Origin of the sequence: uncultured Metabacillus sp. (genome assembly GCF_947503125.1) — a bacterium.
Classification (GTDB): Bacteria; Bacillota; Bacilli; order Bacillales; family Bacillaceae; genus Metabacillus.
In genome coordinates this window covers 13,127-37,084 of the sequence record NZ_CANNCR010000037.1, presented here as the reverse complement: position 1 = coordinate 37,084, position 23,958 = coordinate 13,127, and the positions used below count along the sequence as shown (strand labels likewise).

Annotated in this window: 27 protein-coding genes; 18 read left to right on the top strand and 9 right to left on the bottom strand. The window is 36.9% G+C overall.

Annotation, left to right across the window (positions count from 1 at the left end; translation table 11 throughout):
* Positions 1-65: 65 nt before the first annotated feature.
* Both Q1B07_RS18955 and Q1B07_RS18950 read right to left on the bottom strand, forming a co-directional pair.
* Entirely contained in the window at positions 66-911 is an 846-nt protein-coding gene (locus Q1B07_RS18955; protein WP_299093071.1) for a di-heme oxidoredictase family protein, read from the bottom strand.
* A 45-nt stretch (positions 912-956) separates the two neighbouring features.
* On the bottom strand, positions 957-1,670 hold the full coding sequence (locus tag Q1B07_RS18950; RefSeq protein ID WP_299093072.1) for a hypothetical protein: 714 nt from the start codon (positions 1,668-1,670) through the stop codon (positions 957-959).
* 395 nt (positions 1,671-2,065) lie between these two features.
* Here Q1B07_RS18950 and Q1B07_RS18945 point away from each other — a divergent pair, with 395 nt between their 5' ends.
* A complete protein-coding gene (locus Q1B07_RS18945; protein WP_299093074.1) occupies positions 2,066-2,833 on the top strand; it encodes a DUF3891 family protein in 768 nt (255 codons plus the stop codon).
* A gap of 100 nt (positions 2,834-2,933) precedes the next feature.
* On the top strand, positions 2,934-3,686 hold the full coding sequence (locus Q1B07_RS18940) for a sugar phosphate isomerase/epimerase (RefSeq protein ID WP_299093075.1): 753 nt from the start codon (positions 2,934-2,936) through the stop codon (positions 3,684-3,686).
* Positions 3,687-3,745: 59 nt separating this feature from the next.
* Here Q1B07_RS18940 and Q1B07_RS18935 read toward each other — a convergent pair whose 3' ends face one another.
* Positions 3,746-4,615, bottom strand: coding sequence for an AraC family transcriptional regulator (locus tag Q1B07_RS18935; RefSeq protein WP_299093076.1), 870 nt, complete (start codon positions 4,613-4,615; stop codon positions 3,746-3,748).
* A 168-nt stretch (positions 4,616-4,783) separates the two neighbouring features.
* On the opposite strand from Q1B07_RS18935, the gene Q1B07_RS18930 reads away from it, so the two are divergent.
* Together Q1B07_RS18930 and Q1B07_RS18925 are read left to right on the top strand one after the other, a co-directional pair.
* On the top strand, positions 4,784-5,854 hold the full coding sequence (locus tag Q1B07_RS18930) for a Gfo/Idh/MocA family oxidoreductase (protein WP_299093077.1): 1,071 nt from the start codon (positions 4,784-4,786) through the stop codon (positions 5,852-5,854).
* Between the two features lie 196 nt (positions 5,855-6,050).
* Positions 6,051-6,881, top strand: a complete 831-nt coding sequence (locus Q1B07_RS18925; RefSeq protein WP_299093079.1) for a sugar phosphate isomerase/epimerase — start codon at positions 6,051-6,053, stop codon at positions 6,879-6,881.
* Positions 6,882-6,941: 60 nt separating this feature from the next.
* On the opposite strand, the gene Q1B07_RS18920 is transcribed toward Q1B07_RS18925, so the two are convergent.
* Positions 6,942-7,541, bottom strand: a complete 600-nt coding sequence (locus Q1B07_RS18920) for a DUF3298 and DUF4163 domain-containing protein (RefSeq protein ID WP_299093081.1) — start codon at positions 7,539-7,541, stop codon at positions 6,942-6,944.
* A gap of 369 nt (positions 7,542-7,910) precedes the next feature.
* On the opposite strand from Q1B07_RS18920, the gene Q1B07_RS18915 reads away from it, so the two are divergent.
* Positions 7,911-8,954 carry an NAD(P)-dependent alcohol dehydrogenase gene (locus tag Q1B07_RS18915; RefSeq protein WP_299093117.1) on the top strand — a complete coding sequence of 348 codons (1,044 nt, stop codon included), beginning with the start codon at positions 7,911-7,913 and terminating at the stop codon, positions 8,952-8,954.
* 280 nt (positions 8,955-9,234) lie between these two features.
* Here the strand turns inward: Q1B07_RS18915 and Q1B07_RS18910 are convergent, their stop codons facing one another.
* Positions 9,235-9,375, bottom strand: a complete 141-nt coding sequence (locus Q1B07_RS18910; protein ID WP_299093082.1) for a hypothetical protein — start codon at positions 9,373-9,375, stop codon at positions 9,235-9,237.
* A 296-nt stretch (positions 9,376-9,671) separates the two neighbouring features.
* On the opposite strand from Q1B07_RS18910, the gene Q1B07_RS18905 reads away from it, so the two are divergent.
* Both Q1B07_RS18905 and Q1B07_RS18900 read left to right on the top strand, forming a co-directional pair.
* Positions 9,672-9,884: a hypothetical protein gene (locus tag Q1B07_RS18905; RefSeq protein ID WP_299093084.1), complete on the top strand. Its 213-nt coding sequence runs from the start codon at positions 9,672-9,674 to the stop codon at positions 9,882-9,884.
* Positions 9,865-10,584, top strand: coding sequence for a phosphotransferase (locus Q1B07_RS18900; RefSeq protein ID WP_299093086.1), 720 nt, complete (start codon positions 9,865-9,867; stop codon positions 10,582-10,584). Before Q1B07_RS18905 ends, Q1B07_RS18900 begins: the two co-directional genes overlap by 20 nt.
* Before the next feature lie 34 nt (positions 10,585-10,618).
* Here the strand turns inward: Q1B07_RS18900 and Q1B07_RS18895 are convergent, their stop codons facing one another.
* Entirely contained in the window at positions 10,619-10,747 is a 129-nt protein-coding gene (locus Q1B07_RS18895; RefSeq protein ID WP_299093087.1) for a hypothetical protein, read from the bottom strand.
* A 179-nt stretch (positions 10,748-10,926) separates the two neighbouring features.
* Positions 10,927-11,100, bottom strand: a complete 174-nt coding sequence (locus Q1B07_RS18890) for a hypothetical protein (RefSeq protein WP_299093088.1) — start codon at positions 11,098-11,100, stop codon at positions 10,927-10,929.
* Positions 11,101-11,242: 142 nt separating this feature from the next.
* Here Q1B07_RS18890 and Q1B07_RS18885 point away from each other — a divergent pair, with 142 nt between their 5' ends.
* The 3 genes from Q1B07_RS18885 (at position 11,243) to Q1B07_RS18875 (ending at position 13,101) form a co-directional block, all read left to right on the top strand.
* Entirely contained in the window at positions 11,243-11,467 is a 225-nt protein-coding gene (locus Q1B07_RS18885; protein WP_299093089.1) for a hypothetical protein, read from the top strand.
* Positions 11,436-11,783 carry a hypothetical protein gene (locus Q1B07_RS18880; RefSeq protein WP_299093091.1) on the top strand — a complete coding sequence of 116 codons (348 nt, stop codon included), beginning with the start codon at positions 11,436-11,438 and terminating at the stop codon, positions 11,781-11,783. Before Q1B07_RS18885 ends, Q1B07_RS18880 begins: the two co-directional genes overlap by 32 nt.
* A 145-nt stretch (positions 11,784-11,928) precedes the next feature.
* Positions 11,929-13,101, top strand: a complete 1,173-nt coding sequence (locus tag Q1B07_RS18875) for a serine hydrolase (RefSeq protein WP_299093092.1) — start codon at positions 11,929-11,931, stop codon at positions 13,099-13,101.
* A gap of 79 nt (positions 13,102-13,180) precedes the next feature.
* Here the strand turns inward: Q1B07_RS18875 and Q1B07_RS18870 are convergent, their stop codons facing one another.
* Positions 13,181-13,957 (bottom strand): class I SAM-dependent methyltransferase, encoded by a 777-nt coding sequence (locus Q1B07_RS18870; protein ID WP_299093093.1) that lies wholly within the window; start codon positions 13,955-13,957, stop codon positions 13,181-13,183.
* A gap of 142 nt (positions 13,958-14,099) precedes the next feature.
* Between Q1B07_RS18870 and Q1B07_RS18865 the strand changes: the two genes are divergently transcribed.
* Both Q1B07_RS18865 and Q1B07_RS18860 read left to right on the top strand, forming a co-directional pair.
* Entirely contained in the window at positions 14,100-14,228 is a 129-nt protein-coding gene (locus Q1B07_RS18865) for a hypothetical protein (protein ID WP_299093094.1), read from the top strand.
* On the top strand, positions 14,192-14,971 hold the full coding sequence (locus Q1B07_RS18860) for a LysR family transcriptional regulator (protein ID WP_366945232.1): 780 nt from the start codon (positions 14,192-14,194) through the stop codon (positions 14,969-14,971). Before Q1B07_RS18865 ends, Q1B07_RS18860 begins: the two co-directional genes overlap by 37 nt.
* 71 nt (positions 14,972-15,042) lie before the next feature.
* On the opposite strand, the gene Q1B07_RS18855 is transcribed toward Q1B07_RS18860, so the two are convergent.
* Positions 15,043-15,204 (bottom strand): Spo0E family sporulation regulatory protein-aspartic acid phosphatase, encoded by a 162-nt coding sequence (locus Q1B07_RS18855; RefSeq protein ID WP_299093095.1) that lies wholly within the window; start codon positions 15,202-15,204, stop codon positions 15,043-15,045.
* A 340-nt stretch (positions 15,205-15,544) separates the two neighbouring features.
* On the opposite strand from Q1B07_RS18855, the gene Q1B07_RS18850 reads away from it, so the two are divergent.
* From Q1B07_RS18850 to Q1B07_RS18825, 6 genes are all read left to right on the top strand, one after another.
* Positions 15,545-16,540: a thiamine pyrophosphate-dependent dehydrogenase E1 component subunit alpha gene (locus Q1B07_RS18850; RefSeq protein WP_299093096.1), complete on the top strand. Its 996-nt coding sequence runs from the start codon at positions 15,545-15,547 to the stop codon at positions 16,538-16,540.
* 34 nt (positions 16,541-16,574) lie between these two features.
* Positions 16,575-17,609: an alpha-ketoacid dehydrogenase subunit beta gene (locus tag Q1B07_RS18845; RefSeq protein ID WP_299093097.1), complete on the top strand. Its 1,035-nt coding sequence runs from the start codon at positions 16,575-16,577 to the stop codon at positions 17,607-17,609.
* A gap of 21 nt (positions 17,610-17,630) precedes the next feature.
* Positions 17,631-18,851: a dihydrolipoamide acetyltransferase family protein gene (locus tag Q1B07_RS18840; RefSeq protein ID WP_299093098.1), complete on the top strand. Its 1,221-nt coding sequence runs from the start codon at positions 17,631-17,633 to the stop codon at positions 18,849-18,851.
* A gap of 213 nt (positions 18,852-19,064) precedes the next feature.
* A complete protein-coding gene (lpdA, locus tag Q1B07_RS18835; RefSeq protein ID WP_299093100.1) occupies positions 19,065-20,444 on the top strand; it encodes a dihydrolipoyl dehydrogenase in 1,380 nt (459 codons plus the stop codon).
* A 196-nt stretch (positions 20,445-20,640) separates the two neighbouring features.
* Positions 20,641-21,690 (top strand): 2,3-butanediol dehydrogenase, encoded by a 1,050-nt coding sequence (locus Q1B07_RS18830; RefSeq protein ID WP_299093101.1) that lies wholly within the window; start codon positions 20,641-20,643, stop codon positions 21,688-21,690.
* Positions 21,691-22,008: 318 nt separating this feature from the next.
* Positions 22,009-23,895, top strand: a complete 1,887-nt coding sequence (locus Q1B07_RS18825) for a sigma-54-dependent Fis family transcriptional regulator (protein WP_299093120.1) — start codon at positions 22,009-22,011, stop codon at positions 23,893-23,895.
* Positions 23,896-23,958: the final 63 nt, after the last annotated feature.

The window sequence follows — 23,958 nt, the reverse complement described above, 5'->3', positions numbered from 1 at the left end:
AACATAAGCCTCCATGAAAATCAATCTGTCACTCGGAGCAAATAGTGAATAACCGCAGCCTGTTCCTACTTTGTAAAACCTGTCGTTACATCGATGTAAAAGTCATGACCCTTTCCGGAAACATGTGCCGAGGAAAGCTGATCATTTTCAAGATTAGCCTTGATCACCTTTTGACGCAGCTTGGAATCAAGCAATGCTTTTAAGCTGTTAACAGGGTCAGGATGAATTCCTTTGAATAAGGTATTAGGGATGCCCAATTCTAGTGATGGCCCAACAGCTACACCCCCATCATGTAAATAAGGGGCACTCCAGTATAGGCCATATAAGCTTGGAGTTTTATATACTCCAGAAGAATTTCCATGCGCCCATGCTTTTTTTAGTGACTGTTTTTCTTTGTCATTCATCTCTACCGCTATTGTTTCTGGGTGTTTAGGTAGCGGGACAGGTGTATTTGGTGCAAAGATTTCAGGCTTTGTAAAATAATGTTCAGTTACATGAAAACCTTTAGCACGGGAAGAGTCTGTTTTGATTTCTTCTGTACTAATAAGTTGATTATTTGTTAAATAGGTTCCTCCATGACAGGATATGCATCCAGCTTTTGCAAAAACGGATCTTCCTTTTTCAAATGTTGCCTTATCCTTTTTTAATTCTGTGGCTGGCGGTGCTAGTGTATTCATGTATGCTGACATTGCATTAACCTGCTCCCAAGCCTTATAGTTATCTGAGCTTGAGAAAAGGCCGATACTTGTCATATAAGATATTTTAGGAAAGGTTGGAGCTTTAATTAATCGATTTACACCTGGAGCATTTGGTGTCGGGTCGACCTGTGCAAAGAACTCAGATGGTTTAATGCCTGAATTTATATCATAACGATATTTTTTAGATGCAGCCCGTTGTAATAACGTTCCCATATAAACCTCTTTATTGATATGAAAGACAGGTTCACTGATTTCTGATTAAGAAAGTGCATCCATATTTTGTGAATGAGCATTATTTATCGCCGCACTTAACCCTTTAAAAGGACCGATTTGTCCTTGGCCGCTCCAGCCAAATGGATGATCGCCAAATGTATAGGAATCAGGAGTTTGAACCGGGTTATTTGCAAAATCGATGGTCGTGTCGACACTTCCTGTTGGATATTTCACTATTTCTTGATCAACAAATTGCTCCAGTAAATCTGGATCAGGAAGTTTTTCTTTTTGAGTACCAGGAATGACTTTTCCATCTTTTTTTATAAACTCTTTAATCGATTCCATTTCTGTGTGGGTAAAATAAGCGGCAGTATTGGAGCCCATTGCAAGCATCAGTCCCATATTTAAATCAGTATTTGGTGCACCTGCAATCACCTTTCCAGATTGGTTTACTGTAGCATGGCATAAGGCGCAGCTAATCCCGGCCTTTAATCTTCCTTCATCAAACACGACCTTTACACCAATCGGGATATATGTATCCTTAGCCACATCAATACCAGTATTAATTAAATCACCTTTGTTTATTTTCGTTTCACCAGCTTGAAAATTCTCTTCCGCTTTTACTTGCAGATTTGAAGTACCTTTACCATTAAGAGCTAATATGGCCTGAGTGATCCCCTTTAGTGTGACTGGCCCTTCAAATATGCCCATAATATCTGTGAAAAAAACTTCATTTCCAAACGTCTCCTTGAAAAACATTTCTTTTCCTAAATCAATTTGTGTAGATGTGCTATTGTTAGTTGATGCTGTGGAAAGGGGCAAGAGAGTTCCGTCATGCTTTTTTGAACAAGCATTTCATCGGAAGGCAGTAAGGCATATTCTAATGATAATTTACTTATTCGATATAAATACTAACAAGTACTACTGAAATAATCGCCAAGATCGTAAGTAAGCGTCTCATAATTCCTTACCTTTCTTATAGGATGATGTTATTAGTATGTTTTCCTTTGCAGCTATCATGCACATTAACTAAGATGTGTTTCTAAATTAAATCTATCCTTTCTTAGATTTTGTAAAGGACTTTTATGAATTCAGGGAGAATAAATTATATAAGGTTAAGCAATAAAGCTAAAGAAAAATCGTGAGGGGATCTTATGATTGTATATGAAGACAAGACTTCCTTTATAATGACTGAACAACATGAGCATGCATTATTAGCTGAAGGCTTTGCACAAAACTGGAAATCTGAATGTTTTCTTGGCGAAGAAAAAAGAGAGTCAGTTTTATATGCAATAGCTCAGCATGATCGTTCATGGATTGATGTCGATGTGTCACCTGTATGGAACGATAAAGTCAATAAACCTTATACCTTTATTGATTTTCCACATTCCATGAAATTGCATTTTTATGAGAAGGGAATTGATGAAATTGAAGAGAAGGACGCTTATGCGGCATTGATGTGCAGTATTCACTATACACAATTTTTTGATGGAATGAAGTTAGATAAACGAATGACCTCCTATCTTAACAAGGAATATAAGAGACAAGATCGTATATTTTCTGCTTTAAACCTTATAAAAAACGATAAAAATATGATGTTTCATTATCAACTACTTAAATTTTGTGATCATCTATCGCTATTTGTATGTATGCAAGAGGCGGGCGCTGTTGAGGAAAAGGTTCACAGTTGGTTTAAAAAGGGGATTTTACAGCCATTTTCATTTTTTAAAGAAGACATGTTTATGGTAAAATGGAAAAACGAAGTTGAAATCAGTGTTCAGCCATTTCCTTTTAGAGGCGAATTTGAGGTTTCGATTCCAATGCGAAAGGTTACGAAAGAGCTTTTGAGTCATAATGGGATACTCGAAGCGTTTCATCAAACGCCTGCGCATGAAAGAAAGGTAACAATTACTTCAAAGTAGAAATAAAATTCAAAAAATAAAACGTTTTCAATTGATTATCGGAATTTTTTTGGTATGATTATAACGAATACTATCCTAATTGGGGAAAGGAAGTACATAGATGAATAATAGAATTGCAGTTCAATTGTATACTTTACATGGAGAATGTGAGAAAGATTTTTACGGTACATTAGAAAAAGTTGCTGAATTAGGCTTTAATGGAGTAGAATTGGCGGGTTATTGGGGAAAGGATGCAAAAGATTTAAAGGCTACGCTTGATCGCCTTGGACTTAAAGCTGTTAGCAGCCATGTACCTTTAGAGAAAATGGAAGAAAATCTCGAAGGTGAATTAGAGTATTTAAAAGTTCTTGACTGTGCAAATATTGTAATCCCTTACTTAGTTGAAGAAAGACGCAGCGATTATGCAGGGTTAGTTAAGCGGTTAAATGAGATTGGTGAAAAAAGCCAAAAGGATGGAATTTCGTTAAGTTATCACAATCATGATTTTGAGCTTGAAAAAAATAATGGGAAATCAAATCTTGAGTTCCTTTTTGAAGAAACAAACCCTAAGTTTGTGAAAGCAGAATTGGATGTTTATTGGTTAACGTTGGCAGGCGAAGATCCGCTTGAATGGATGGATAAGTATTCAGACCGTATGTCATTAATCCACTTGAAGGACATGACGACAGATAGTGAAAGAACCTTTGCCGAATTAGGTACTGGTGGAGTTAATATTGAAGGTGTTTTAAGAAAGAGCAAGGAAACGCAAATTCAATGGTTTGTTGTTGAGCAAGATCGATCAAAACGCTCTCCTTTTGAAAGTATTGAAATAAGTATGAATTATTTAAAAGAGACTTTACCTAAAATCGAATAAACAATGATGCAAAGGGTCGGGTTCCAAAACAGGGACTGACCCTTTTATATAGGTTGCATCTATTGCTTGCCCTGACCGTTATTAATTTTTCGAAATGCTGAAGGGGAGATCTTTTTTTGTTCCTTAAAAACACGTGAAAACGTTTGAAAAGACTGATAACCTACCTCCAGTGCAATTTCTGTAACCGGAATCGTCGTTGATGTTAATAAACTGCATGCATGGCGAATCCGAATTTCATGTAAAAAATGAACGAAATTAAGTCCAACATGTTCTTTAAAAAGTTCACTTAAGTAAGGGACGCTAACATGAAATTGCTTTGCTAATTTTGATAGAGTAATATCTTCTTGATAATGTAAATGGATATATTGAATAATGTCCCAAATGATGCCCTTTTTTGCTGAGTGATTATTCGAAATAGAATGTATTTGCTTCCCTTTTCTGTTCCGTTCAAATAATATAAGTACTTCTGTTAATTTTGCCTTAATTACAATTTCTTTATATGGTTTGTTACCGTTATATTCTTCATACATTTCTTCTAAATTACGCTTTATTTTATAAAAATACTCATCATTTAGCTTAAGGTAAGGGTTGAGTTCACTTTCTCCTGTTTCAGATAATAAACCTTGCAGACCAATATCATGGATAAGTCCTAAATCAAATATGCAATTAAATAAAATTAGAGGTCTGTCTTTTTCGGCTACAATCTCATGAATTTGATAAGGCAATATAAACGTAAATGTACCAGCTTCCATTTCATGCTTCTTTCCATTTAACACTTCATGGCCTTGCCCCTCAATCACTAACGAAAATTCAAGATAATCATGGCGGTGGGAAGGGAAGGATGATTTTATCTCATTAATGGATAGGTGAAACGGAAAGGTGGTGTCCATATTGGGATAAGTAGATAAGTACATTGGAAAAATTGTCATATAAGCCGTTCCTCCTTTACAGAAAAAATGAGATAAATAGATGAAAAATTGATCAGTTTTTTTACTGCTTTTATTTTATCATATTTGTAAGCGTTGTTATCATTTCTTTGGAGGTTGCAACCAAAAAGGGCTTCATACTAATAAAACAATTAATAAATGGAGGTACATATGAAAAATAAAATTAGATTAGGAATGATTGGAGCAGGGGCAATTGGAAGTGTCCACTTAGAGGCATTTAATCGGTTAACAGAAGATGTTGTACTTCAAGGGATTACAGATGTTTACCAGCCTTTAGCTGAAAAACGTGCAGAAGAATTTGGAATTTCACAAGTTTTTACTAGTGCCGAGGAATTGATTCACGACTCGCAAATCGATGCTGTTATTATCGGTGTACCGAATAAATGGCATGCCCCGCTTGCGATTCATGCATTAAAAGCAGGAAAGCACGTTCTTGTAGAAAAACCAATGGGAATAGATAGTGAAGCAGCTAAGGAAATTGTGAGAGCACAACGTGAGTCCGGCAAAGTTGTAATGGTCGGACATCAAATGAGATGGCAATGGCAAATTCAGCAAGTGAAGGAACAAGTTGATAAAGGTGCATTAGGAAAAATCTATAATGCAAAAACTGGATGGTTTCGCAGAAAAGGAATTCCAGGATGGGGAAGCTGGTTTACGCAAAAATCCGAAGCAGGCGGAGGGCCATTAATTGATATCGGTGTTCATATGCTGGATTTAGCTCTTTATTTAATGGGAAATCCAAAGCCGGTATCTGTATTCGGCTCAACATATGCTGAATTTGGACCGAAGAAAAAAGGAATTGGAACATGGGGAACACCGAACTGGAATGGTCACTACGATGTGGAGGATTTGGCGACAGCTTTAATTAAAATGGAGGATGGTTCGACGCTGTCTCTAGAGGTTAGCTGGGCTGTTCATATGGATACGAGCAATGAACCGTTTATCCATTTAATGGGCTCAGAAGGTGGTGCATCACTTAGCGGCAGCCGTGCGAAAATTTTAACTGAACAATTCGATCGTGCCCTTGATATAGACCTATCTCCTACTGAAAATTATGAAGATGACCGCATCCGTTTAAGCAAGCATTTTATTGAATGCATTCATGAAGGTAAGCAGCCAATAACCTCAGCAATGTCGGGGTTAACAAATAATCTAATACTTGATGCAATCTATGAATCTTCAAAAACTGGTCGTGAAGTGATATTAGATTGGAATATTTAATTAAAATTAAGTTACGGTCTTGAATTCGGGTACCGTTCAGCTATGGTCAAGTTCCATTGTTGAATTTGCCAAGATGTTGATTTACAACCGTTACTTAATTGCTTCCAGTTCAATCACAAAAAACGTGAGTATCTGTGGACTGAGATCAACCGTTTCATAAAGCCTCGATTATAAAAATACAAAGGGTGTGAACGATATGTTAAAAGGAATTACTAAAGCGGGATTAGGGGAGATCACTGATGATAAAAAGTTCATTGAATTAGCGGCAGAATTCGGTTTTCAATCCGTTGATCTAGATGCAAAAAGCCTTATTGATAAATATGGCTTGGAAAACGCAAAGGAAATTTTACACAAAAATAATATCGTCATCGGGGCGATAGGACTGCCTGTTGAATGGCGTCAATCAACTGATCAATTTAATGCTGATCTGCCTAAGCTAGTTTCTGCAGCAAAAGCGGCGAATGAACTAGGATGTACTCGTTGCTGCACCTATATTTTGCCGTCAACTGATCTTAAGGCCGCAAGTCTGATGAGTTTAGCAGTAAAACGGTTAAGAATCTGTTCGGAAATTTTAGGGACATACGGGATTCGCTTAGGTTTAGAATATGTTGGTCCACATCATTTAAGAACTGCATGGCAAAATCCATTCATATGGACACAAGCAGAAACATTGGATTTAATCGATGCCATTGGTCTACCTAATGTTGGCTTGTTGCTTGATTCCTATCATTGGTATACAACAGGCTTATCAGGTGAGGATTTAGTAAAATTAAACGAAAATCAGATTGTTCATGTCCATATTAATGATGCTTCCGAACTACCTATTGAAGAATTAAAGGATAATGACCGTTTATATACAGGTGAGGGTGTAATCGACTTACCAGTGTTTTTACGAAGTATAAAACAAACCGGATATAAAGGTTCTGTGTCACAAGAGGTGTTAACTCAAAATATACCAATGCAATCAGCTGAAGAGCTTATGAGAAGGTCAAAGATTGGTTTTGATAAGGTGTTTGGGGAATTGTGATATCAAAAAAGCAGTGGCATACTATTTCCGCTGCTTTTTTATAGTTAATTGGGTCTTAAATTAAAAATCAGCCAGCATTTTTGCGAGTGGCCCTTTTTTATCAATGATATCGAGAATGTTATATATCGAAATAGGAAAAATTGGATAGCCAGTCGGTCGTGGTGCAATTTTAAAACGTTGAAAATAAATAACGAGCGTTTTGTCAGCAAGATAAAAGTCTTGGTTGGGACGGATAGTTTCAAATGGATGAAAGGTGTTTATGTTTCTGTTAGATATCTGTTCCTTTACTAAAGATGAGAGACGTTGCAGATAATCACTATTTGGTTTAAAGAGGTCGGATAAAGCGAAGATTTTACCTGTTCGAATATCGGCGGTGAAAGAAGAAAGATTGTCAAATGGATGTGCCAGCTTAGGGCCTGTAGCAACATTATTTAAGCTAATACTGATAATCCCGCGCAGATTATTTTTTACTTCATAATCTCCGGCTAATTCTGTAATGTATGTTTGTTGATAGCTTTTATTAAATAAATGGTTTACCTTCCTAAGAAGCGCTTTATTCAACTTGTTTTGGATCACAGGGTTTTTTGGCCATTGCACCTGGGGATAATAAATGATACCTGTCGGCGCTAAAATCATCATTGTTTGGATTGGGACTGGCAAGCGTACTTCTTCAATTAAAACACAACCCTTACCTGAATATATTTGGTAATAAGATATTCATAATCGGATTTTGTGTTCGGTTGAATGTAGAGGATTCCTGAAAATAGTTAAATCATAATATCTTAAAACTCATAAAAAAGCTGTTACGATCTAATCTATGACTCTAGCTTTTCCTTTTCATAGAATGATGGTATTCTTTATTTAAGAACGCAAGTGAGGGATGCTGTTACATCGTCATTAATGGGGTGAACCATTTTGGGGTGTGAAAACGTTCTCAATGATCTTTTAAAACGAGTGGCATGGGAGGAAATCATCGTGACAACGAAATCAAATCTAAGTCTAGTAGAAAGTTTAGAAGTTCCAACAGTTATGAAAGCAGCAGTTATGAACAAGCCTTTTGACATTGAAATTCAGGAAGTTCCCGTACCCGAGATTCAAGGTAATGAAGTGTTATTAAAAGTAATGGCTGTGGGGGTTTGCGGCTCAGATATCCATTATTATGAACACGGTAAAATTGGACGTTATGTCGTGGAAAAACCAATTATTTTGGGACATGAATGTGCCGGAATTGTTGTAGAAGTTGGAGAACATGTAACAAAAGTGAAGGTTGGAGATCGTGTAGCAATTGAGCCGGGCATTACTTGCGGACGTTGTGATTATTGTAAAGAGGGCAGATATAATCTTTGTCCAGATGTTCAATTTTTAGCGACACCGCCTGTTGATGGGGCGTTTGTACAATACATAAAACATCGTGAGGATTTTTTATTTCCAATTTCCGATGACCTCTCATATGAAGAAGCTGCATTGGTAGAACCATTCTCTGTTGGTATCCATGCTGCAAATCGAGCAAATCTGAAACCTGGATCAACTGTCGCAATTATGGGAATGGGTCCTGTTGGATTAACCGCAATATCAGCGGTAAAAGCGTTTGGTGCCACAAAAATTATCGTAACAGACCTTGAAGATAATCGTTTAGAGGCGGCAAAAAAGCTTGGTGCGACACATGTGATCAATGTGTTGGAGCAGGACCCTAATGAAGTTATTAGGGATATTACCGATGGCAAAGGGGTAGACGTTGCTTTTGAGACAGCTGGAAATCCTAAAGCATTGCAGTCAGCACTTAAAGCTGTAAAACGAGGAGGAAAAATGGCCATCGTAGGTCTTCCTCCGCAAGATGAGATTGCTATAAATGTCCCACTTATCGCTGATAATGAATTGGATATTTTTGGAATCTTTAGATATTCTAACACTTACCCTCAGGGTATAGAATTTTTGCAATCAAAAAATGTGGATGTAAAGAGTCTAATAACAGATAAATTTTCGCTAGAAGAAACGAAGGAAGCAATGGAAAGAGCTCGCCTAAACAAAAAAGCAAGTTTAAAGGTGATGGTTTATCCAAATGGAGTACTTTAACAGAAAGTTCTCCAAACGATTGTTTATATTTTGACTATCCGTGCTTTGCACTGTGATCCTAGCCCTACCGAAAATAGAATGCCTTCTATTCTCGGCATGGCTTATTTTCAAGAACCAGAACTTGTGATTTTTTAAAGTTTAAGAAAGAAATTTTCAACTTAGTTTTGGTGTCTAGCTCCAGGCGCCATCGGCTCTAGGGTCTAGTCATACAGGTAAAGAACACCTTCTATTCCTGTTCGCCTTATGCTTGTCGCCGAATGCTAAGCGCCTTGCGATTTTCTTATTGACCATCTGCACCATTTTGTGTCACTTTACGGACGTGATCATCTTCAAAATTATTATTACGTAATTTTTCAACTTTGTCATTGATTATTTGTTTTTGATCAACCTCTTGAGACGGTGTTTGTTTATCCTTCGGCATGTTAAAAACCTCCTTTAATCAACATTAGTAACTTGCTTAGTTTTCCTATATCCAATAAAAATATGATATTTACTAAAAAATTTTCTCATTCAATTATTGCTGAATTACAAATAGGGGTATATTACCATCCCTTTCACAGACTCTTTTTTGTTACTATTTTATAGACTAAAGGTTAGTGAAAGGATTGAACAAGATGAAGAACCGCTTTCTCCTCCTAACAATTCCATTCATAATAATTTATTGGAGGATTTTTATCAGGAATATTCTATTCTAATTTCAAAATAGAGCATTTGAATATGGAACAGGCTCCTAAATCAGCTAAACAACCAAAGCAAAAGCAATTACCTAACATTCAACAGACACAACCAAACGTATTGATTGGCTATGTTCAAGATTTTCGCGATCCTTCCGCAATTGATTATTCAAAATTGTCACATATTATCTTTTCATTTGCTCATCCAGAAAAAGATGGCAGTGTTTTAATGAACGGTGAAAGTGCTTTATTCTAATTTTGAAAAAGGCAAGCTGCTATATTCTTATGGACAAAAAACGGGGTTTTTATTAGATGCATTAAGTAAGCTTTCGGTAAAGCAGTCTCTTGTTTATCGGCCATATTATGAAATTGAACATACACATCCTAATTGTGGCATTGATGTTGTTGTAGATTGGTGTAAACATCCCCCAAAGGTATTTGAAGAATATCGATCAAAATTAACATGGATTGCAGAACAATTGGTAGCATTTCAACAATTTGTACCGCAGTTAAAAGCATTACCACACCAACTGATACATGGAGATTTAAATGAATCTAATGTATTATGTATAAACGGGACCATCCATGCGATTTTAGATTTTGAATTTGTAACAAACGATGTACGTGTAATGGAAGCAGCAGTTTGTTTATCAGAAATAATAATCAAAGAACAAAACGAATCACAGCTTTGGGAGAAAATTCGTTCATTTATTTCGGGATTTTCAACTGTCATTACGTTAACAAAGCTTGAAATAGAGGCACTGCCTATATTAATTCAATTAAGAAGATTAGATGTTCTTGTTCATTTTTTAGGAAGATATATGGATGGAATTGATAAAGAAGAGATCCTTAAAGAGCAAATTGATAAAACAGCCGCAAATCCTCATTGGATGCGCGATGGCGGAGAAAAGCTAATTCGTTTATGGAGAAGGATAGACAAAGGTTTAGGAAACTAAAAAAGACAAATTCTTTATTAGTTTCCTCTTTTGTTTACTTATTATTCATTTCTTCCCTTATTCGCTCTTCTTCCTCCAACACACAAATACGAGTAATTTGCTCATTAAGCATATGATGTAAATAATCTGTTTCCTCACAAATGATGTCGTCCTTGTCTTTCATCGTTATTAAATCTCCTCTTGTTTTAACAATTATTTTGCTTTAAAAACCTTACATGTATACATCAAGAATTGACTCCTAGTATGTACTCGATTTTGTTAAAATAAGGGTAAAGCAAATAAGCCACCATCATGATGTGTTCATGAAAGTGGTTTATTAAAGAAATGAGTTTATCATAATGTTTATAATGTACATAGGTTTTCAGAGCCTGCTTGGGAACAAAGGATATGTTTTAATTCTTTTTCAGTAGCTTCATAAAATTGGCGGCCATCAGGCATTTTGTATAAATTCTTATGTAGGAGGGCATCGATGATTTCACTTTTGGTGTTATTTTTTTGTTTTGTGATTTCTGACATGATTATCACTCCTTACTGTAAGCGTTTACAAATAATATTTTAAACAATTTCAATAGAATTGTCAAATAGTGAAACGCTCATTATTGTATGTTTAACATGAAACATTAAAAATGAAAGCAATCAATGGAGGTGTTATGTCTGGATGAATGAAGATTATAAAACATACGGGTTTCGTTTTCTTGACACGGTAAACGGTCCATTTTGTCAGTTATTTGCAGTGGGACATGAATATGTGAATGACCATAAGTATTATTGGGATGGATTAACAAGGATTGATGGACCATTATTCTTGTTTCAATATACGATTTCGGGATTTGGGTGTGTCGAAATGAACGGTGAAACATTTCAAGTTGGTCCAGGTACGTGATAATGATGAGTGGACATTGTCATTATTAACAAACAAGGACGTGCTTGCTATGCATCGAAACAGTCATAGCAATAGGCTGGTTTATCGTGAAAATGACAAAATCGTTTGGGCAGCAAAGGATGAACGTTATACGTATGCTGCACTGTTTAATGCGGGAAATGAAACGAGAACTGTCAGCGTGACACTTGAGCAATTGGGATTATCCTCTTCTAAAAATGCAATTGATATATGGAACCGTACAGACGAAGGGAGAATTGAACAAGTTTTTGAAGCGGCTATTCCTGCACATGGTGTGAAGCTGGTAAAGCTTTCTTAATAAAGCAGTTTTATTTTCATTAGAAGAACGAGCTCTTTGGCAGCTGGATAAAAAATTTGTTAGTTATCTTCGTTTTATAAAGAGGAGTTTTTCAGCGAAGAAAGAATCTTATAAAAATGAAAACGTTAACGAAGGGGTTGTAATATTGAATTCATTGCAAAATAAACTAAACCAGCTGCTAAAAAGTTTCGTTGAAAAGGGGCCGGCAGGATGTGCATTGTCAGTTACCCATCATGGTAAAACAATTGTTGAAGACTTCGTTGGTCTTGCAGATATTGAAACGCAAAAATCGATCGCTCCGGATACGATTTATCGCATCTATTCAATGACAAAGGTAGTAACTTGTACTGCAGCACTTATGCTTTATGAAAAAGGACTTTTTTTACTGAATGATCCTCTAGAAGAATATTTACCGGAGTTTAAAAACCCTCACGTATATCGGGAGAATGAAAAGGGAGATATTGTTACTGTCCCTGCATCAAGATCAATAACAGTAAAAGATCTCTTTACCATGACATCTGGGATAACCTATCCGGGAGAGTCGAATGAAACGGAACGGCAAGTTGCCAAAGCCATGCATGCTATGCAACAGCAAGAGGATCACGGTAAGAAAATGACGGCCCGCGGAATGTCAAAAGCATTAGCATCCATTCCTTTAGCGTTCGATCCCGGAACAAGGTGGCATTACGGTTTGAATCATGATGTGTTAGGGGCGTTTATTGAAGTACTTTCAGGAAAATCGTTCGGACAATTTTTACATGATGAAATTTTTGAACCTCTTTCGATGAAGGACACGTTCTTTAGAATTCCTAGCGATAAAAAACATCGTCTTTGCAGCGTATACAACCGGAATGAAGAGGGACTATTAACAAAAAATACTGCCATGGATGCACATATTCAACAAGATGCAGCATTTGAAAGCGGTGGTGGCGGATTACTGTCAACATTAGGTGATTATAGTACTTTCGCACATATGCTTGCTAACGGCGGTGAGTTAAATGGGGAGCGCATCATTGGAAGTAGAACAATTAAGCTTATGGCTTCGAATCATTTAACTGAAGAAAACGCGAAGAATTATAGTTGGAACTATCTCGGCGGATATGGTTATGGATTAGGTGTAAGAGTCATGGTAAATCCGGCATTAGGTGGAGCCAATAGCTCAATCGGGGAATTTGGCTGGTCTGGACTACTTGGAACTTGGGTATTAATTGATCCGAAGGAAAAACTTTCAGCAGTCTATATGCAGCAAATGATGCCTAACTTTGAGGCATATCATCAGCCGCGATTACGATCAGTAATTTATGGCGGCCTAGAATAAATAGGAAACAATTTGATAAATGCACACGAATAATTTGATAGTATTCGTGTACATTTATCATTTGCTGAGCTGTTTCTTTTTACTCTTTTATTCCGATGACTTGAATTCTTTTATAATCAGCAAGCCAATGACCATTTACATACATACGGTTTTTTAATTGCTTCTCAATTTTTTTCATCATCATGTCTATCTGATCTTGGTCAATCTCCTCAAAAAAAGCATCGCAAAACATGTTGATCCAACCTCTTAATCCCTCTCTATCATTTAAGGGAGTAGGCCGATCATAAAGCTGAGCATATACTACGGTAAATCCGGCTTTCTCCATTATCGTTGTATATTCGCTAATACTTGGAAAATACCAAGGGAATTTGTCTTGTTGATAATCAAAACCTGCATTTTCTAATTGATTGATGATTTCATCAGTAATCATTTTAACATTCCCTTTTCCGCCAAATTCTGCAACAAATCGTCCTTTCTGTTTTAAGCTGCTATAAATATTTGTGACGGCTGCCTTAGGCGGCTTTATCCAATGAAGAGCTGCATTTGAAAAAACTGCATCAAATTGCTGGTTGAAAGCTAGATTTGTTGCATCTCTTATTTCAAAATGAATATCTGGGTATTTGCTTCTAGCTTGTGCAATCATATTTTCAGATTTATCGACCCCAACAACATCTGAACCATAATCAACGATTTTTTGGGCTAAATCTCCTGTTCCACATCCAAGGTCAAGAATTTTTTCTTTTGGCTTTGGAGCTAATAAATCAAGAAGATCCTCACCATATTTTGAGACAAAGGAATGTTTACCATCATATAAATCCGCATTCCACTGATCCTTTTTGCTATAGGTTTTTTCCATGTTTACTCTCTCCCTCTTAATTTTGTTTGAAAAGAAAAAATCTGTATATTTCTGTTAATTAGATTATAATTGAAACGATAAATAATAAAAATTAACGAATTTAAGCAAGATTGATAACGAAGTGTTATTAGAGGAGATCGTAATGGAGATAAAATGGCTCAAAACATTTATTGTCGCAGCAAGCTATGAAAATTTTCGAAAAACAGCAGAAGAACTTTTTCTAACAAGCCTGCGATCACAAAACATATTCAAAGACTTGAAGAAAGCATAAGTAGTAAGTTGTTTGAAAGAAATGGAAAATCAATTATTCTCACGCCAGCCGGTTATCGATTTTTACCAATAGCAAGGGAAATTGTAAAGAAATATGAAGAGGGATTAGAAACATTTGAATCTTGGAAACAAGGCTATCAACAAAAGGTCATCATTGCAGCAGCCCCGCAAATTGCATCGTCGATCCTGCCTGCAATATTGCGGAGATTTATGGAAAAATATCCTGGGATTGAAGTGTTAATAAACATAATTCCTTCTTTTGAAATTGGTGAAGAAATTAGTAGTGGGAGAGCTGATATAGGACTTTCTAGAATAAGGACGATCCACCCAAATGTACATTGCAAAACTATCCATGAAGATTCAGTCATTTTAGTTGGGCCTGCAAACGAAAATATCACGGACAATAACGAAAGTAATGTATTACAAAAATACAGGCTAATCACCCATAATCACCCTGAATATTGGGACGGTCTTTTAAAGATAATTAAAAATAGCTATCCGTTCGTTCGAACAATGAAAGTTAATCAAATTGAAATTACGAAACGATTTATTGAACAAGGGCTGGGCATTTCGTATTTACCGACTACAATGATCAAGGAAGAACTAATGTTAAAAAAATTAGTGGAAATTAAAGCAGATAAAATTAATCTTCCTACTTCTTCAACTTATTTGATCACGAAACTGCAAACCAATGAAGTTCTTACTTTTAGCGAATTTTTAGAAGAAGAGATGGCAGCTTTATAACGCGAACCTCCTTTTCAGAAAACAAGGGTGCACAATAATGTGTACCCTTTCCTCATTAACAATCCATTCCTTCATTTTGTAATGGATCTGTACGTATTCATTAATTGATCTAATCTTTGACTTGCATGTATAAGTTGAGGATGCAAAAGATTTTCATTGCATTCCCGGTAAAGATTAAGTAATTGAGTAGACATCTCTTCAATTTCAATAAGTAAAAGGTCGTTAATCTCCACTTGACCACCCTCCTCCAAAGATAATCACTTTCTATTTTTTTAAAATAAATGCTTGCAAATAGTATGCCAAATTGACTTGAAGGAAAAATGACTTATCTGAACTTCAAATATAGTGTAATGCTTTCGTTCCTTCTCTATTTTCTGGATAAAAAAGTAGACAAAACGAGACATCTATCTCATTTTGTCTAAAAGATAAAAAGTAAATTCTATAAAATTCACTTTTGCTAGTGGTACACAACTTTGGCACGGTTTTTGCATTGATAAATGTGTAGAGCATTCTATGTTAAATGCCTCACAGTAAAAATGTAAACGATTTACTAAAAACAGGAGGGGAAAAATCATGGAAAAAACAAGGGAAAAAGTAAGCAGTATGATCACAAAAGAAAAAGTAGAGTGGATCTATCAAAAAATGCTGGAGATTCGCTATTTTGAGGATGAGGTCCACAATATATTTGCAAAAGGAGTTTTGCCTGGATTTGTCCACCTTTATGCAGGTGAGGAAGCGATAGCAGTTGGTTGTTGTGCACATTTAAATGAAAGGGATTATATTACTAGTACACATCGCGGTCATGGACATTGTATAGCAAAGGGTTGTGACTTAAATGGCATGATGGCTGAGTTGTTTGGTAAGGCAACAGGACTTTGTAAAGGAAAGGGGGGATCCATGCATATTGCTGATTTAGATAAAGGAATGCTTGGGGCAAATGGAATTGTTGGCGGAGGCTTTCCGCTCGCAGCAGGGGCAGCCTTAACTGCGAAATATAAGAAAACAAATGCTGTAGCTGTATGCTTCTTTGGCGATGGTGCAAATAACGAAGGGACCTTCCACGAAGGAATAAATTTAGCAGCGATTTGGAAGCTCCCAGTTGTTTTCGTTGCCGAGAATAACGGCTATGGTGAAGCAACGCCATTTGAATATGCTTCGGCATGTAAACAAATTTCAGACCGTGCAAGCGCTTATAATATTCCTGGTGTTCGGATAGATGGAAAAGATGTAATGGCTGTTTATAAAGCGGCAGGAGAAGCGATCGATCGGGCCAGACGTGGAGAAGGTCCAACATTAATTGAGTGTATGACGTATAGAAATTACGGACATTTTGAGGGAGATGCTCAAAAATATAAGACCGATGAGGATAAAGCGCAGCATCGTGATGAACGAGATGCGATAAAGCTTTTTAAGGAGTTTGCTATTGAAAATCAGCTTCTTACTATTAATGAGATTGAAAACTATGAGAATAAGGTAAAAGAAGCTGTGCAAAATGCGGTTACATTTGCTGAAGAAAGTGATTACCCTGACCCATCTGAATTGTTAACAGATGTTTATGTATCTTATTAATGATAAATCTACTAAATAAACAGGAGGAATTCGTATGGGAAGAATAATCAGTGTATCAAATGCAATTAATGAAGCGATAAAGCTAGCAATGCGTAAGGATGAGAATGTCATTTTATTAGGTGAAGATGTTGCAGGAGGAGCTGCAGTGGATCATCTACAAGATGATGAAGCATGGGGTGGTGTACTAGGCGTGACGAAGGGATTAGTTCAAGAATTTGGAAGGGACCGTATTCTTGATACACCAATTGCCGAAGCGGGATATATGGGGGCTGCAATGGCTGCAGCGGCAACTGGTTTACGTCCAATTGCAGAATTAATGTTTAATGACTTTATTGGAAGTTGCTTGGACCAAGTGCTTAATCAAGGTGCCAAGTTTCGTTATATGTTTGGCGGAAAAGCTCAAGTTCCAGTGACCATCCGTACTACCCATGGTGCAGGATTCCGTGCCGCTGCACAGCATTCGCAAAGCTTGTATGCATTATTCACAAGCATGCCAGGGATTAAAGTGGTTGTTCCTTCTACGGCCTATGATGCAAAAGGCTTATTGCTTGCTGCTATTGAAGATAATGATCCAGTTATCTATTTTGAGGACAAAACATTATACAATACGACAGGTGAAGTACCTGAAGGCTATTACACAATACCATTAGGAAAAGCAGATGTGAAAAGAGAAGGTTCAGATGTAACAATCGTTGCTATCGGCAAACAAGTTCATACCGCTCTTACTGCTGCAGAGCAACTGGCGAAAAAAGGAATTGAGTTGGAGGTAGTTGACCCTAGAAGCTTGTCACCGCTAGATTCAGAGACAATTTTAAATTCTGTCGAGAAAACAAACCGACTTATTGTCATTGATGAGGCAAATCCTCGATGCAGTATAGCAACAGATATCGCAGCAATGGTGGCTGATGAGGGTTTTGATTTGCTAGATGCACCAATAAAGCGAATTACTGCTCCGCATACGCCGGTTCCCTTTTCACCTCCATTAGAAGATCTTTACCTGCCAACACCGGAAAAAATCATTGCTGTAGTCTCAGAAATGCTCGGAGATAAATCGCTGCAAATCGTTTAAAGAAGAAGGAGGAATGCCCATATGGCAGTAGAAGTTGTGATGCCTAAGCTCGGGATGTCTATGAAAGAGGGAACTGTTAGCTATTGGAATAAACATGTTGGGGATGTTGTTAACAAAGGGGAGTTACTTGCAGGAATTAGCTCTGAAAAAATTGAAACAGACCTTGAGGCACCAGTCGATGGAACTCTTTTAGAAATAGCAGTTCAAGAGGGAAATGGCGTTCCTCCCGGGACTCCGATCTGCTTCATTGGTAACCCGGATGAAAAGCTTGCTACACTTGTAACCCCGCAAACAGAAGCAGCTGAAAATATGGGAACAAACGTTGAGGAGGAAACTACTTCTATACAGGATACAAGCAATGAAAAGCAGTCAATAAAAGCTTCACCTATTGCGAAAAAAATGGCTGAAAAAGCGGGATTGAATCTTGAACAAATAAAAGGTTCAGGACCAAATGGAAGAATCACAAAAGAAGATGTTCTCCATGCTATAGAGGAAAGAAAAAAACAAAAGCTTGAACAGGAACAACCCGTCAACACTCATGACCCAAGGAGTGTAAATAAAACAACGATTTCAGGAATGCGGAAGGTGATTGCGACACGAATGCAGGAAAGCCTTTTACATTCAGCACAACTAACAATCAATATGAAGGCAGATGTAACGGATCTTATCCATTTACAAAAGTCACTTCGCGAGGAACTTCAAGACGAAAGTAAACTATCATTAAATGATTTTATTTCACGTGCTGTGGTTCTAACCTTGATGAAGCATAAAAACATGAACAGTGCGCTTATTAATGATGCCATTGAAAGCTTTGAGCATGTTCATCTTGGTATCGCAGTGGCGCTGGAAAACGGCTTAGTAGTACCAGTTGTTCGTCATGCTGAAACATGTTCTTTACTTGAGCTTTCAAAGACAATTAAAACCCTTGCAAAACAGGCAAGAGCAGGTCAGTTGACTACAGAACAAATTTCAGGTTCTACCTTTACGATTACGAACTTAGGTTCTTATGGGGTAGAACATTTTACACCAATCTTAAATACACCAGAGACAGGAATTTTAGGGGTTGGAGCTGTAACAGAAACACCCGTATTTGTTGGAGAGGAACTACAAAGAAGAAGTATTCTGCCTCTTAGTCTAACATTTGACCATCGGGTACTTGATGGTGCACCTGCTGCAGAGTTTTTAAAATCAATCAAACAACTGCTTGAAAAACCTTATCAAATTCTTTTATCTCAATCTTAACGGGCTGTAAAAACCCAAACTTCAAGATTCAAGGTAGCTAATAAGAAAAGTGGAGGATAACTGCCAGTAAAGATCAGATATGTTCGCAAGCCTTCAGGGGGGACGCCGACTAACCTTCGCCATGTCCTTTGGCAATGTCGGCACTTATATATTTTGTACTCAAGGAAAATCCCCACTGATAGCATTCTCATTTTATAAGGGTGGTGAAATCGCTTGTCAAAGCTTGTCATTATTGGAGGAGGTCCTGCTGGGTATGTAGCGGCAATTGTCGCTGCCCAGCAGGGTAAACAGGTAATCTTAGTAGAACAAAAAAGTTTAGGTGGTACTTGTTTAAATGAGGGGTGTATGCCTACCAAATCTCTTTTAGAAAGTGCGGATATTTATGGGAAGGTAAAAAAAGCCAATAAATTTGGGGTGCAGCTTGATAACAGGAGTGTCTCAATTAATTGGACACAAGTATTATCATATAAAAATAACATTGTAAATAATCTCGTAAATGGAATTGGCTACTTAATGAAAAAAAATAAAATAAATGTGATAAATGGTTCAGCTTCATTTCTTACAAGCCATCGACTTTTAATCGATAAAGGTGTTTCACAGGAAGAAATCGATGCAGATAATATTATTATTGCCACTGGCTCAGAACCGATCCAGCTTCCTTTTGCTCCTTTTGATGGAGAATGGATCATAGATAGTCGTCAAGCACTTGATTTGCCTTCAGTCCCAGAATCAATCATTATTATTGGCGGCGGGGTAATTGGCTGCGAATTTGCAAGCATTTTTAGCCGGATGGGAACAAAAGTTACGATTATTGAGATGGCAAACCAGCTCCTGCCTGCAGAGGATCCGGATATTGTTTCATTTTTAACACAGGAGCTTGAAAAAGAAGGTGTCACAATATATACAGATACAGCATTAAAGCATGTTAATAGAAATTTAAAAGAAGTGACAATTCGACAAGGAGAAGAAAATAGGACTTTTGGTGGGGATTATGTGCTTGTATCGGTAGGAAGAAAACCGCGTGTGAACGAGCTTGGACTCGAAAAGATCGGCGTTTCTTTTTGTGAAAAAGGAATTCATGTAAATGAATATATGCAAACCTCTTATTCTCATATCTATGCGTGTGGTGATGTTATAGGAGGAATACAGCTTGCACATGTTGCTTTTCATGAAGGAACAGTTGCTGCTAATCATGCTTGTGGTCACGAGACTAGTGTAAATTATCAAGCAGTGCCGCGCTGTATTTATACAGCACCTGAAATAGCGAGTGTTGGTTTAACAGAAAAGGAAGCGAGAAATCAATTTCATGACTTGAAAATCGGAGAATTTCCTTTTGCAGCAAACGGTAAAGCACTTATACTTAATGAGCAGAACGGAAAAGTCAAGATCATCATTGAACCAGAATATCAATCGATTATTGGGGTATCCATTATTGGTCCTCGTGCTACAGAGTTAATTGGACAAGCGACATTAATGTTACATACCGAGTTAACAGTTGATGTTCTAGAAAACTTTGTAGCTGCACATCCATCTTTGGGTGAAGCTGTTCATGAAGCGATTCTTGGTTCGGTTGGCCATACCGTTCATTTCTAGGAAACTCCCATACTTTTAATATGTAACATGAGAGCAGGAAAATGCCCAAGCATGTAAGTATTATCAGGGCATTTTACCATGCTTTATTTGTTCGAAAAGTTTATAGAAGAAAGAAAGATCACTAACTATATTCAGTTAGGTAAATTTACTGAAGTCCTATTATTTAAAATAATAAGATGATACGGAGTTGATGTTCATGAAAGCTGCAAAATGGTATGGAGTTCGAGATATTCGGATTGAAGAAGTAGAAGAACCAATGATTCAGTCTGGTATGGTAAAAATTCGTGTGAAATGGTGCGGTATTTGCGGTACAGATTTACATGAATATCTTGCAGGTCCCATCTTTCTACCCACCCAGCCTCATCCTTTAACAGGAGAGGAAGTCCCGGTTATATTAGGTCATGAATTCTCTGGTATAGTGACTGAAATAGGCGATGGTGTAACAAGAGTTAAGGTTGGCGATAAGGTAACAGTAGAGCCCATTTTCGCCTGTGGTATGTGTAAGGCTTGTAAAGCGGGAACATATAATGTCTGTGAACAATTGGGGTTTTTAGGATTAGCTGGCGGTGGAGGCGGCTTTTCAGAATTTGTCACAGTAAACGAAGAAATGGTTCATATTTTGCCAGATTATATGACATATGAACAAGGTGCATTGGTTGAGCCTACAGCTGTTGCTGTTCATGCAGTTAGGGAAAGTGCCTTAAAAGCAGGTGATTCTTGCGTTGTTTTTGGTGCAGGACCGATAGGATTACTGATTATTCAGGCAGCAGTTTCAGCAGGTGCTAGTAAAATAATTGCTGTTGAAATTTCTGAAGAAAGACAAAAACTTGCAAAAAATGTTGGAGCACATTTTGTTATTAACCCTATTAAGGAAAACGTAATAGAAGCTGTTAATGAGTTAACCAATGGCGGGGCAGATGTTTGCTTTGAGGTAACGGGTGTGGATGTTTGTTTAAACGATGCGATTGAATGTGCAAAAACGAGGGGACAGGTACTTATTGTAAGTATATGGGAAAAAGAGTCAAGTATTTCACCAAATAGTCTTGTCTTAAAAGAACGGCAATTGAAAGGGATCTTGGGTTATCGAAATGTATTCCCAATGACGATTCGATTAATAGCTGAAGGGAGATTACCTGTTGAAGAGGTTATAACCGAAAAAATAGTTTTACAGAATATAATAGAAGGCGGGTTTGAAGAATTAATCAAAAACAAAAACCATATTAAAATTCTTGTTTCCCCAACATGATTTTGGAGCTATTATAGCATTACGTAATAGAATTACCTGTACAATCTTGAAGATTGATAAAAATGAAAAATCAGTTGTAAGTGCTTACATATATCGTTATAATAAACTTATTAACGAATACCGATAGCTGAATCAAATTGTACAGGTAATTAATGACAACAATTGTTAAAGTATAAACCCTCATTGTTTTAACACTTTAAATGAACATCCACCTAACTTAACTCCTATAATATACATCCTTGTAACATATACTTTTGAAACAAATCTATTTTTAGGATTCTCATTATGAAGAAAATAATAGAGGAGAGATTTTAAATGATGGACACTGTACTCCCATTAAACACGTGGAAACGGTTTGTTAATGAAGGTACACTTGATTCATCACGTATTTCTAAGCAAATTAGCGAATCCTGGTACCGTTGTAAGAAAGCTGATGTCAATCCATATCAACATGAAGGGACAACTATTCTTTCGAAGGAAGAGTTTGAAACACAAAAGGAAAAAAATAAATCTCTTTTGAATGTCGCACAGCCTCACATTCATCGTTTATATGATTCTATTACATCCTTAGGAATGATGGCTCTTATTATAGATCCGGATGGTTATGTATTATCGGTTTCCGGTAATAAAGAGATACTCCATAGGGCGAGTGCCATTAATTTTGTCGAAGGGATCCGCTGGACGGAGAATGAAGTTGGGACGAATGCGATTGGAACTGTTCTGCAAATTGGAGAACCAATCATGATAACTGGTTCAGAGCATTACACAATCGCTTCGCATTATTGGAGCTGTGCTGCTGCGCCCATCCGGGATGCTGGTGGGAAATTGCTGGGAGTTATTGATGTTTCTTGTCCAGTTGAGCGCTCCCATCCGTTTATGCTTGGAATGGTAACTTCTGTTGCATATGCGATTGAACGTGAATTAAGTTTCAATGTACATAAAGATGAATATGAATTAATGCAAAAATCAATTAAATATACGGAAACCAACGAACTAGTTATTATTTGTAATAATCAACATGAAATAGTGTTTGCAAGTAATTCATTGCGGGAAAGATTTATGACTTTCATAGGTACTAATCTTGAGGATTTACAGGAATTCGGCCTGACCATTCAATTAGACATACCGATTTATTCTGATTATAGACATGCTCATTTGATCGGCCGGGCCATTTATTTAAAAGATCAGTTAACAACGAGGGCCAACTCTTTTTTCATTCCTAGTGTTGAAATAGAAAAGTTTCATTTTAAAGGTGAAACAGGAACAAGCAATGCTTTTCAAAAAGCACTTGTTGAAATGAAGCTTGTAGCCAAAACAGATGCGAGTGTTTGTATTTATGGGGAAACGGGAACAGGCAAGGAACTTTGTGCACGATCAATTCATGAAAATAGTTCAAGAAAAAATGGACCTTTTGTTGCGGTGAATTGTGGAGCCATCCATAAAGAATTAATGGCAAGTGAGCTATTTGGTTATGTAGAAGGAGCTTTTACAGGTGCGCGTCGGCAAGGGTATAAAGGTAAATTTGAACAAGCGAACAATGGAACGATTTTTTTAGATGAAATTGGTGAAATTTCAGAATCCATGCAAGTGTCTTTATTAAGAGTCCTTCAAGAGCGGACAATAACACCTATTGGCGGTACAAAGGAAATTCCTCTAAATATTAGGGTAATTGCAGCTACTAATCGCGATCTTTACCAAATGGTTTGTGAAGGAACCTTCCGGGAGGACTTGTATTACAGACTTCATGTCTATCCAATTACTGTACCAGCGTTACGAGATAGAAAAGAAGATATTCCATACCTAATTCGATATTTTTGTCAAAAACATGCTTGGGATTTCGAGATTCCAGAGGAAATTCACCTTGCAATGATGAAACACGATTGGCCAGGGAATATACGAGAGCTATTAAATGTCATTGAGAGAATAAATATTTTAGTTAAAGGAGGAGTAAAGCAAACCGAACAATTACAGCATTTTTTACCTTCTTTATTTGAAAGTAAGCAAAAAAATCTTATTTTTGATCGTAACTCTCCAAGTTCACTAATAAATTCGAATTCAGAAAAATTAACCCTACGTGAAAAAATCCAAAAAGAACAGATGATTCAGGCATTGCAGAAAACAAATGGAAATGTAACATTAGCAGCTGAATACTTAAACATTCCAAGAAGTACATTTTATAAGCGGGTACGAAAATTTAATCTTTGATAATATAAGTAGAGGAAAGTTTCTTCTACTTTTTTTGCGAATTTTTTCTCAAATTTTTTATTA

Coding starts and splice junctions, on each gene's coding strand:
- Q1B07_RS18955 (WP_299093071.1), bottom strand. CDS start 911: ATGGGAACGTTATTACAACGGGCTGCATCTAAAAAATATCGTTATGAT.
- Q1B07_RS18950 (WP_299093072.1), bottom strand. CDS start 1,670: ATGTTTTTCAAGGAGACGTTTGGAAATGAAGTTTTTTTCACAGATATT.
- Q1B07_RS18945 (WP_299093074.1), top strand. CDS start 2,066: ATGATTGTATATGAAGACAAGACTTCCTTTATAATGACTGAACAACAT.
- Q1B07_RS18940 (WP_299093075.1), top strand. CDS start 2,934: ATGAATAATAGAATTGCAGTTCAATTGTATACTTTACATGGAGAATGT.
- Q1B07_RS18935 (WP_299093076.1), bottom strand. CDS start 4,615: ATGACAATTTTTCCAATGTACTTATCTACTTATCCCAATATGGACACC.
- Q1B07_RS18930 (WP_299093077.1), top strand. CDS start 4,784: ATGAAAAATAAAATTAGATTAGGAATGATTGGAGCAGGGGCAATTGGA.
- Q1B07_RS18925 (WP_299093079.1), top strand. CDS start 6,051: ATGTTAAAAGGAATTACTAAAGCGGGATTAGGGGAGATCACTGATGAT.
- Q1B07_RS18915 (WP_299093117.1), top strand. CDS start 7,911: ATGAAAGCAGCAGTTATGAACAAGCCTTTTGACATTGAAATTCAGGAA.
- Q1B07_RS18910 (WP_299093082.1), bottom strand. CDS start 9,375: ATGCCGAAGGATAAACAAACACCGTCTCAAGAGGTTGATCAAAAACAA.
- Q1B07_RS18905 (WP_299093084.1), top strand. CDS start 9,672: ATGGAACAGGCTCCTAAATCAGCTAAACAACCAAAGCAAAAGCAATTA.
- Q1B07_RS18895 (WP_299093087.1), bottom strand. CDS start 10,747: ATGAAAGACAAGGACGACATCATTTGTGAGGAAACAGATTATTTACAT.
- Q1B07_RS18890 (WP_299093088.1), bottom strand. CDS start 11,100: ATGTCAGAAATCACAAAACAAAAAAATAACACCAAAAGTGAAATCATC.
- Q1B07_RS18885 (WP_299093089.1), top strand. CDS start 11,243: ATGAATGAAGATTATAAAACATACGGGTTTCGTTTTCTTGACACGGTA.
- Q1B07_RS18870 (WP_299093093.1), bottom strand. CDS start 13,957: ATGGAAAAAACCTATAGCAAAAAGGATCAGTGGAATGCGGATTTATAT.
- Q1B07_RS18865 (WP_299093094.1), top strand. CDS start 14,100: ATGGAGATAAAATGGCTCAAAACATTTATTGTCGCAGCAAGCTATGAA.
- Q1B07_RS18850 (WP_299093096.1), top strand. CDS start 15,545: ATGGAAAAAACAAGGGAAAAAGTAAGCAGTATGATCACAAAAGAAAAA.
- Q1B07_RS18845 (WP_299093097.1), top strand. CDS start 16,575: ATGGGAAGAATAATCAGTGTATCAAATGCAATTAATGAAGCGATAAAG.
- Q1B07_RS18840 (WP_299093098.1), top strand. CDS start 17,631: ATGGCAGTAGAAGTTGTGATGCCTAAGCTCGGGATGTCTATGAAAGAG.
- Q1B07_RS18830 (WP_299093101.1), top strand. CDS start 20,641: ATGAAAGCTGCAAAATGGTATGGAGTTCGAGATATTCGGATTGAAGAA.
- Q1B07_RS18825 (WP_299093120.1), top strand. CDS start 22,009: ATGGACACTGTACTCCCATTAAACACGTGGAAACGGTTTGTTAATGAA.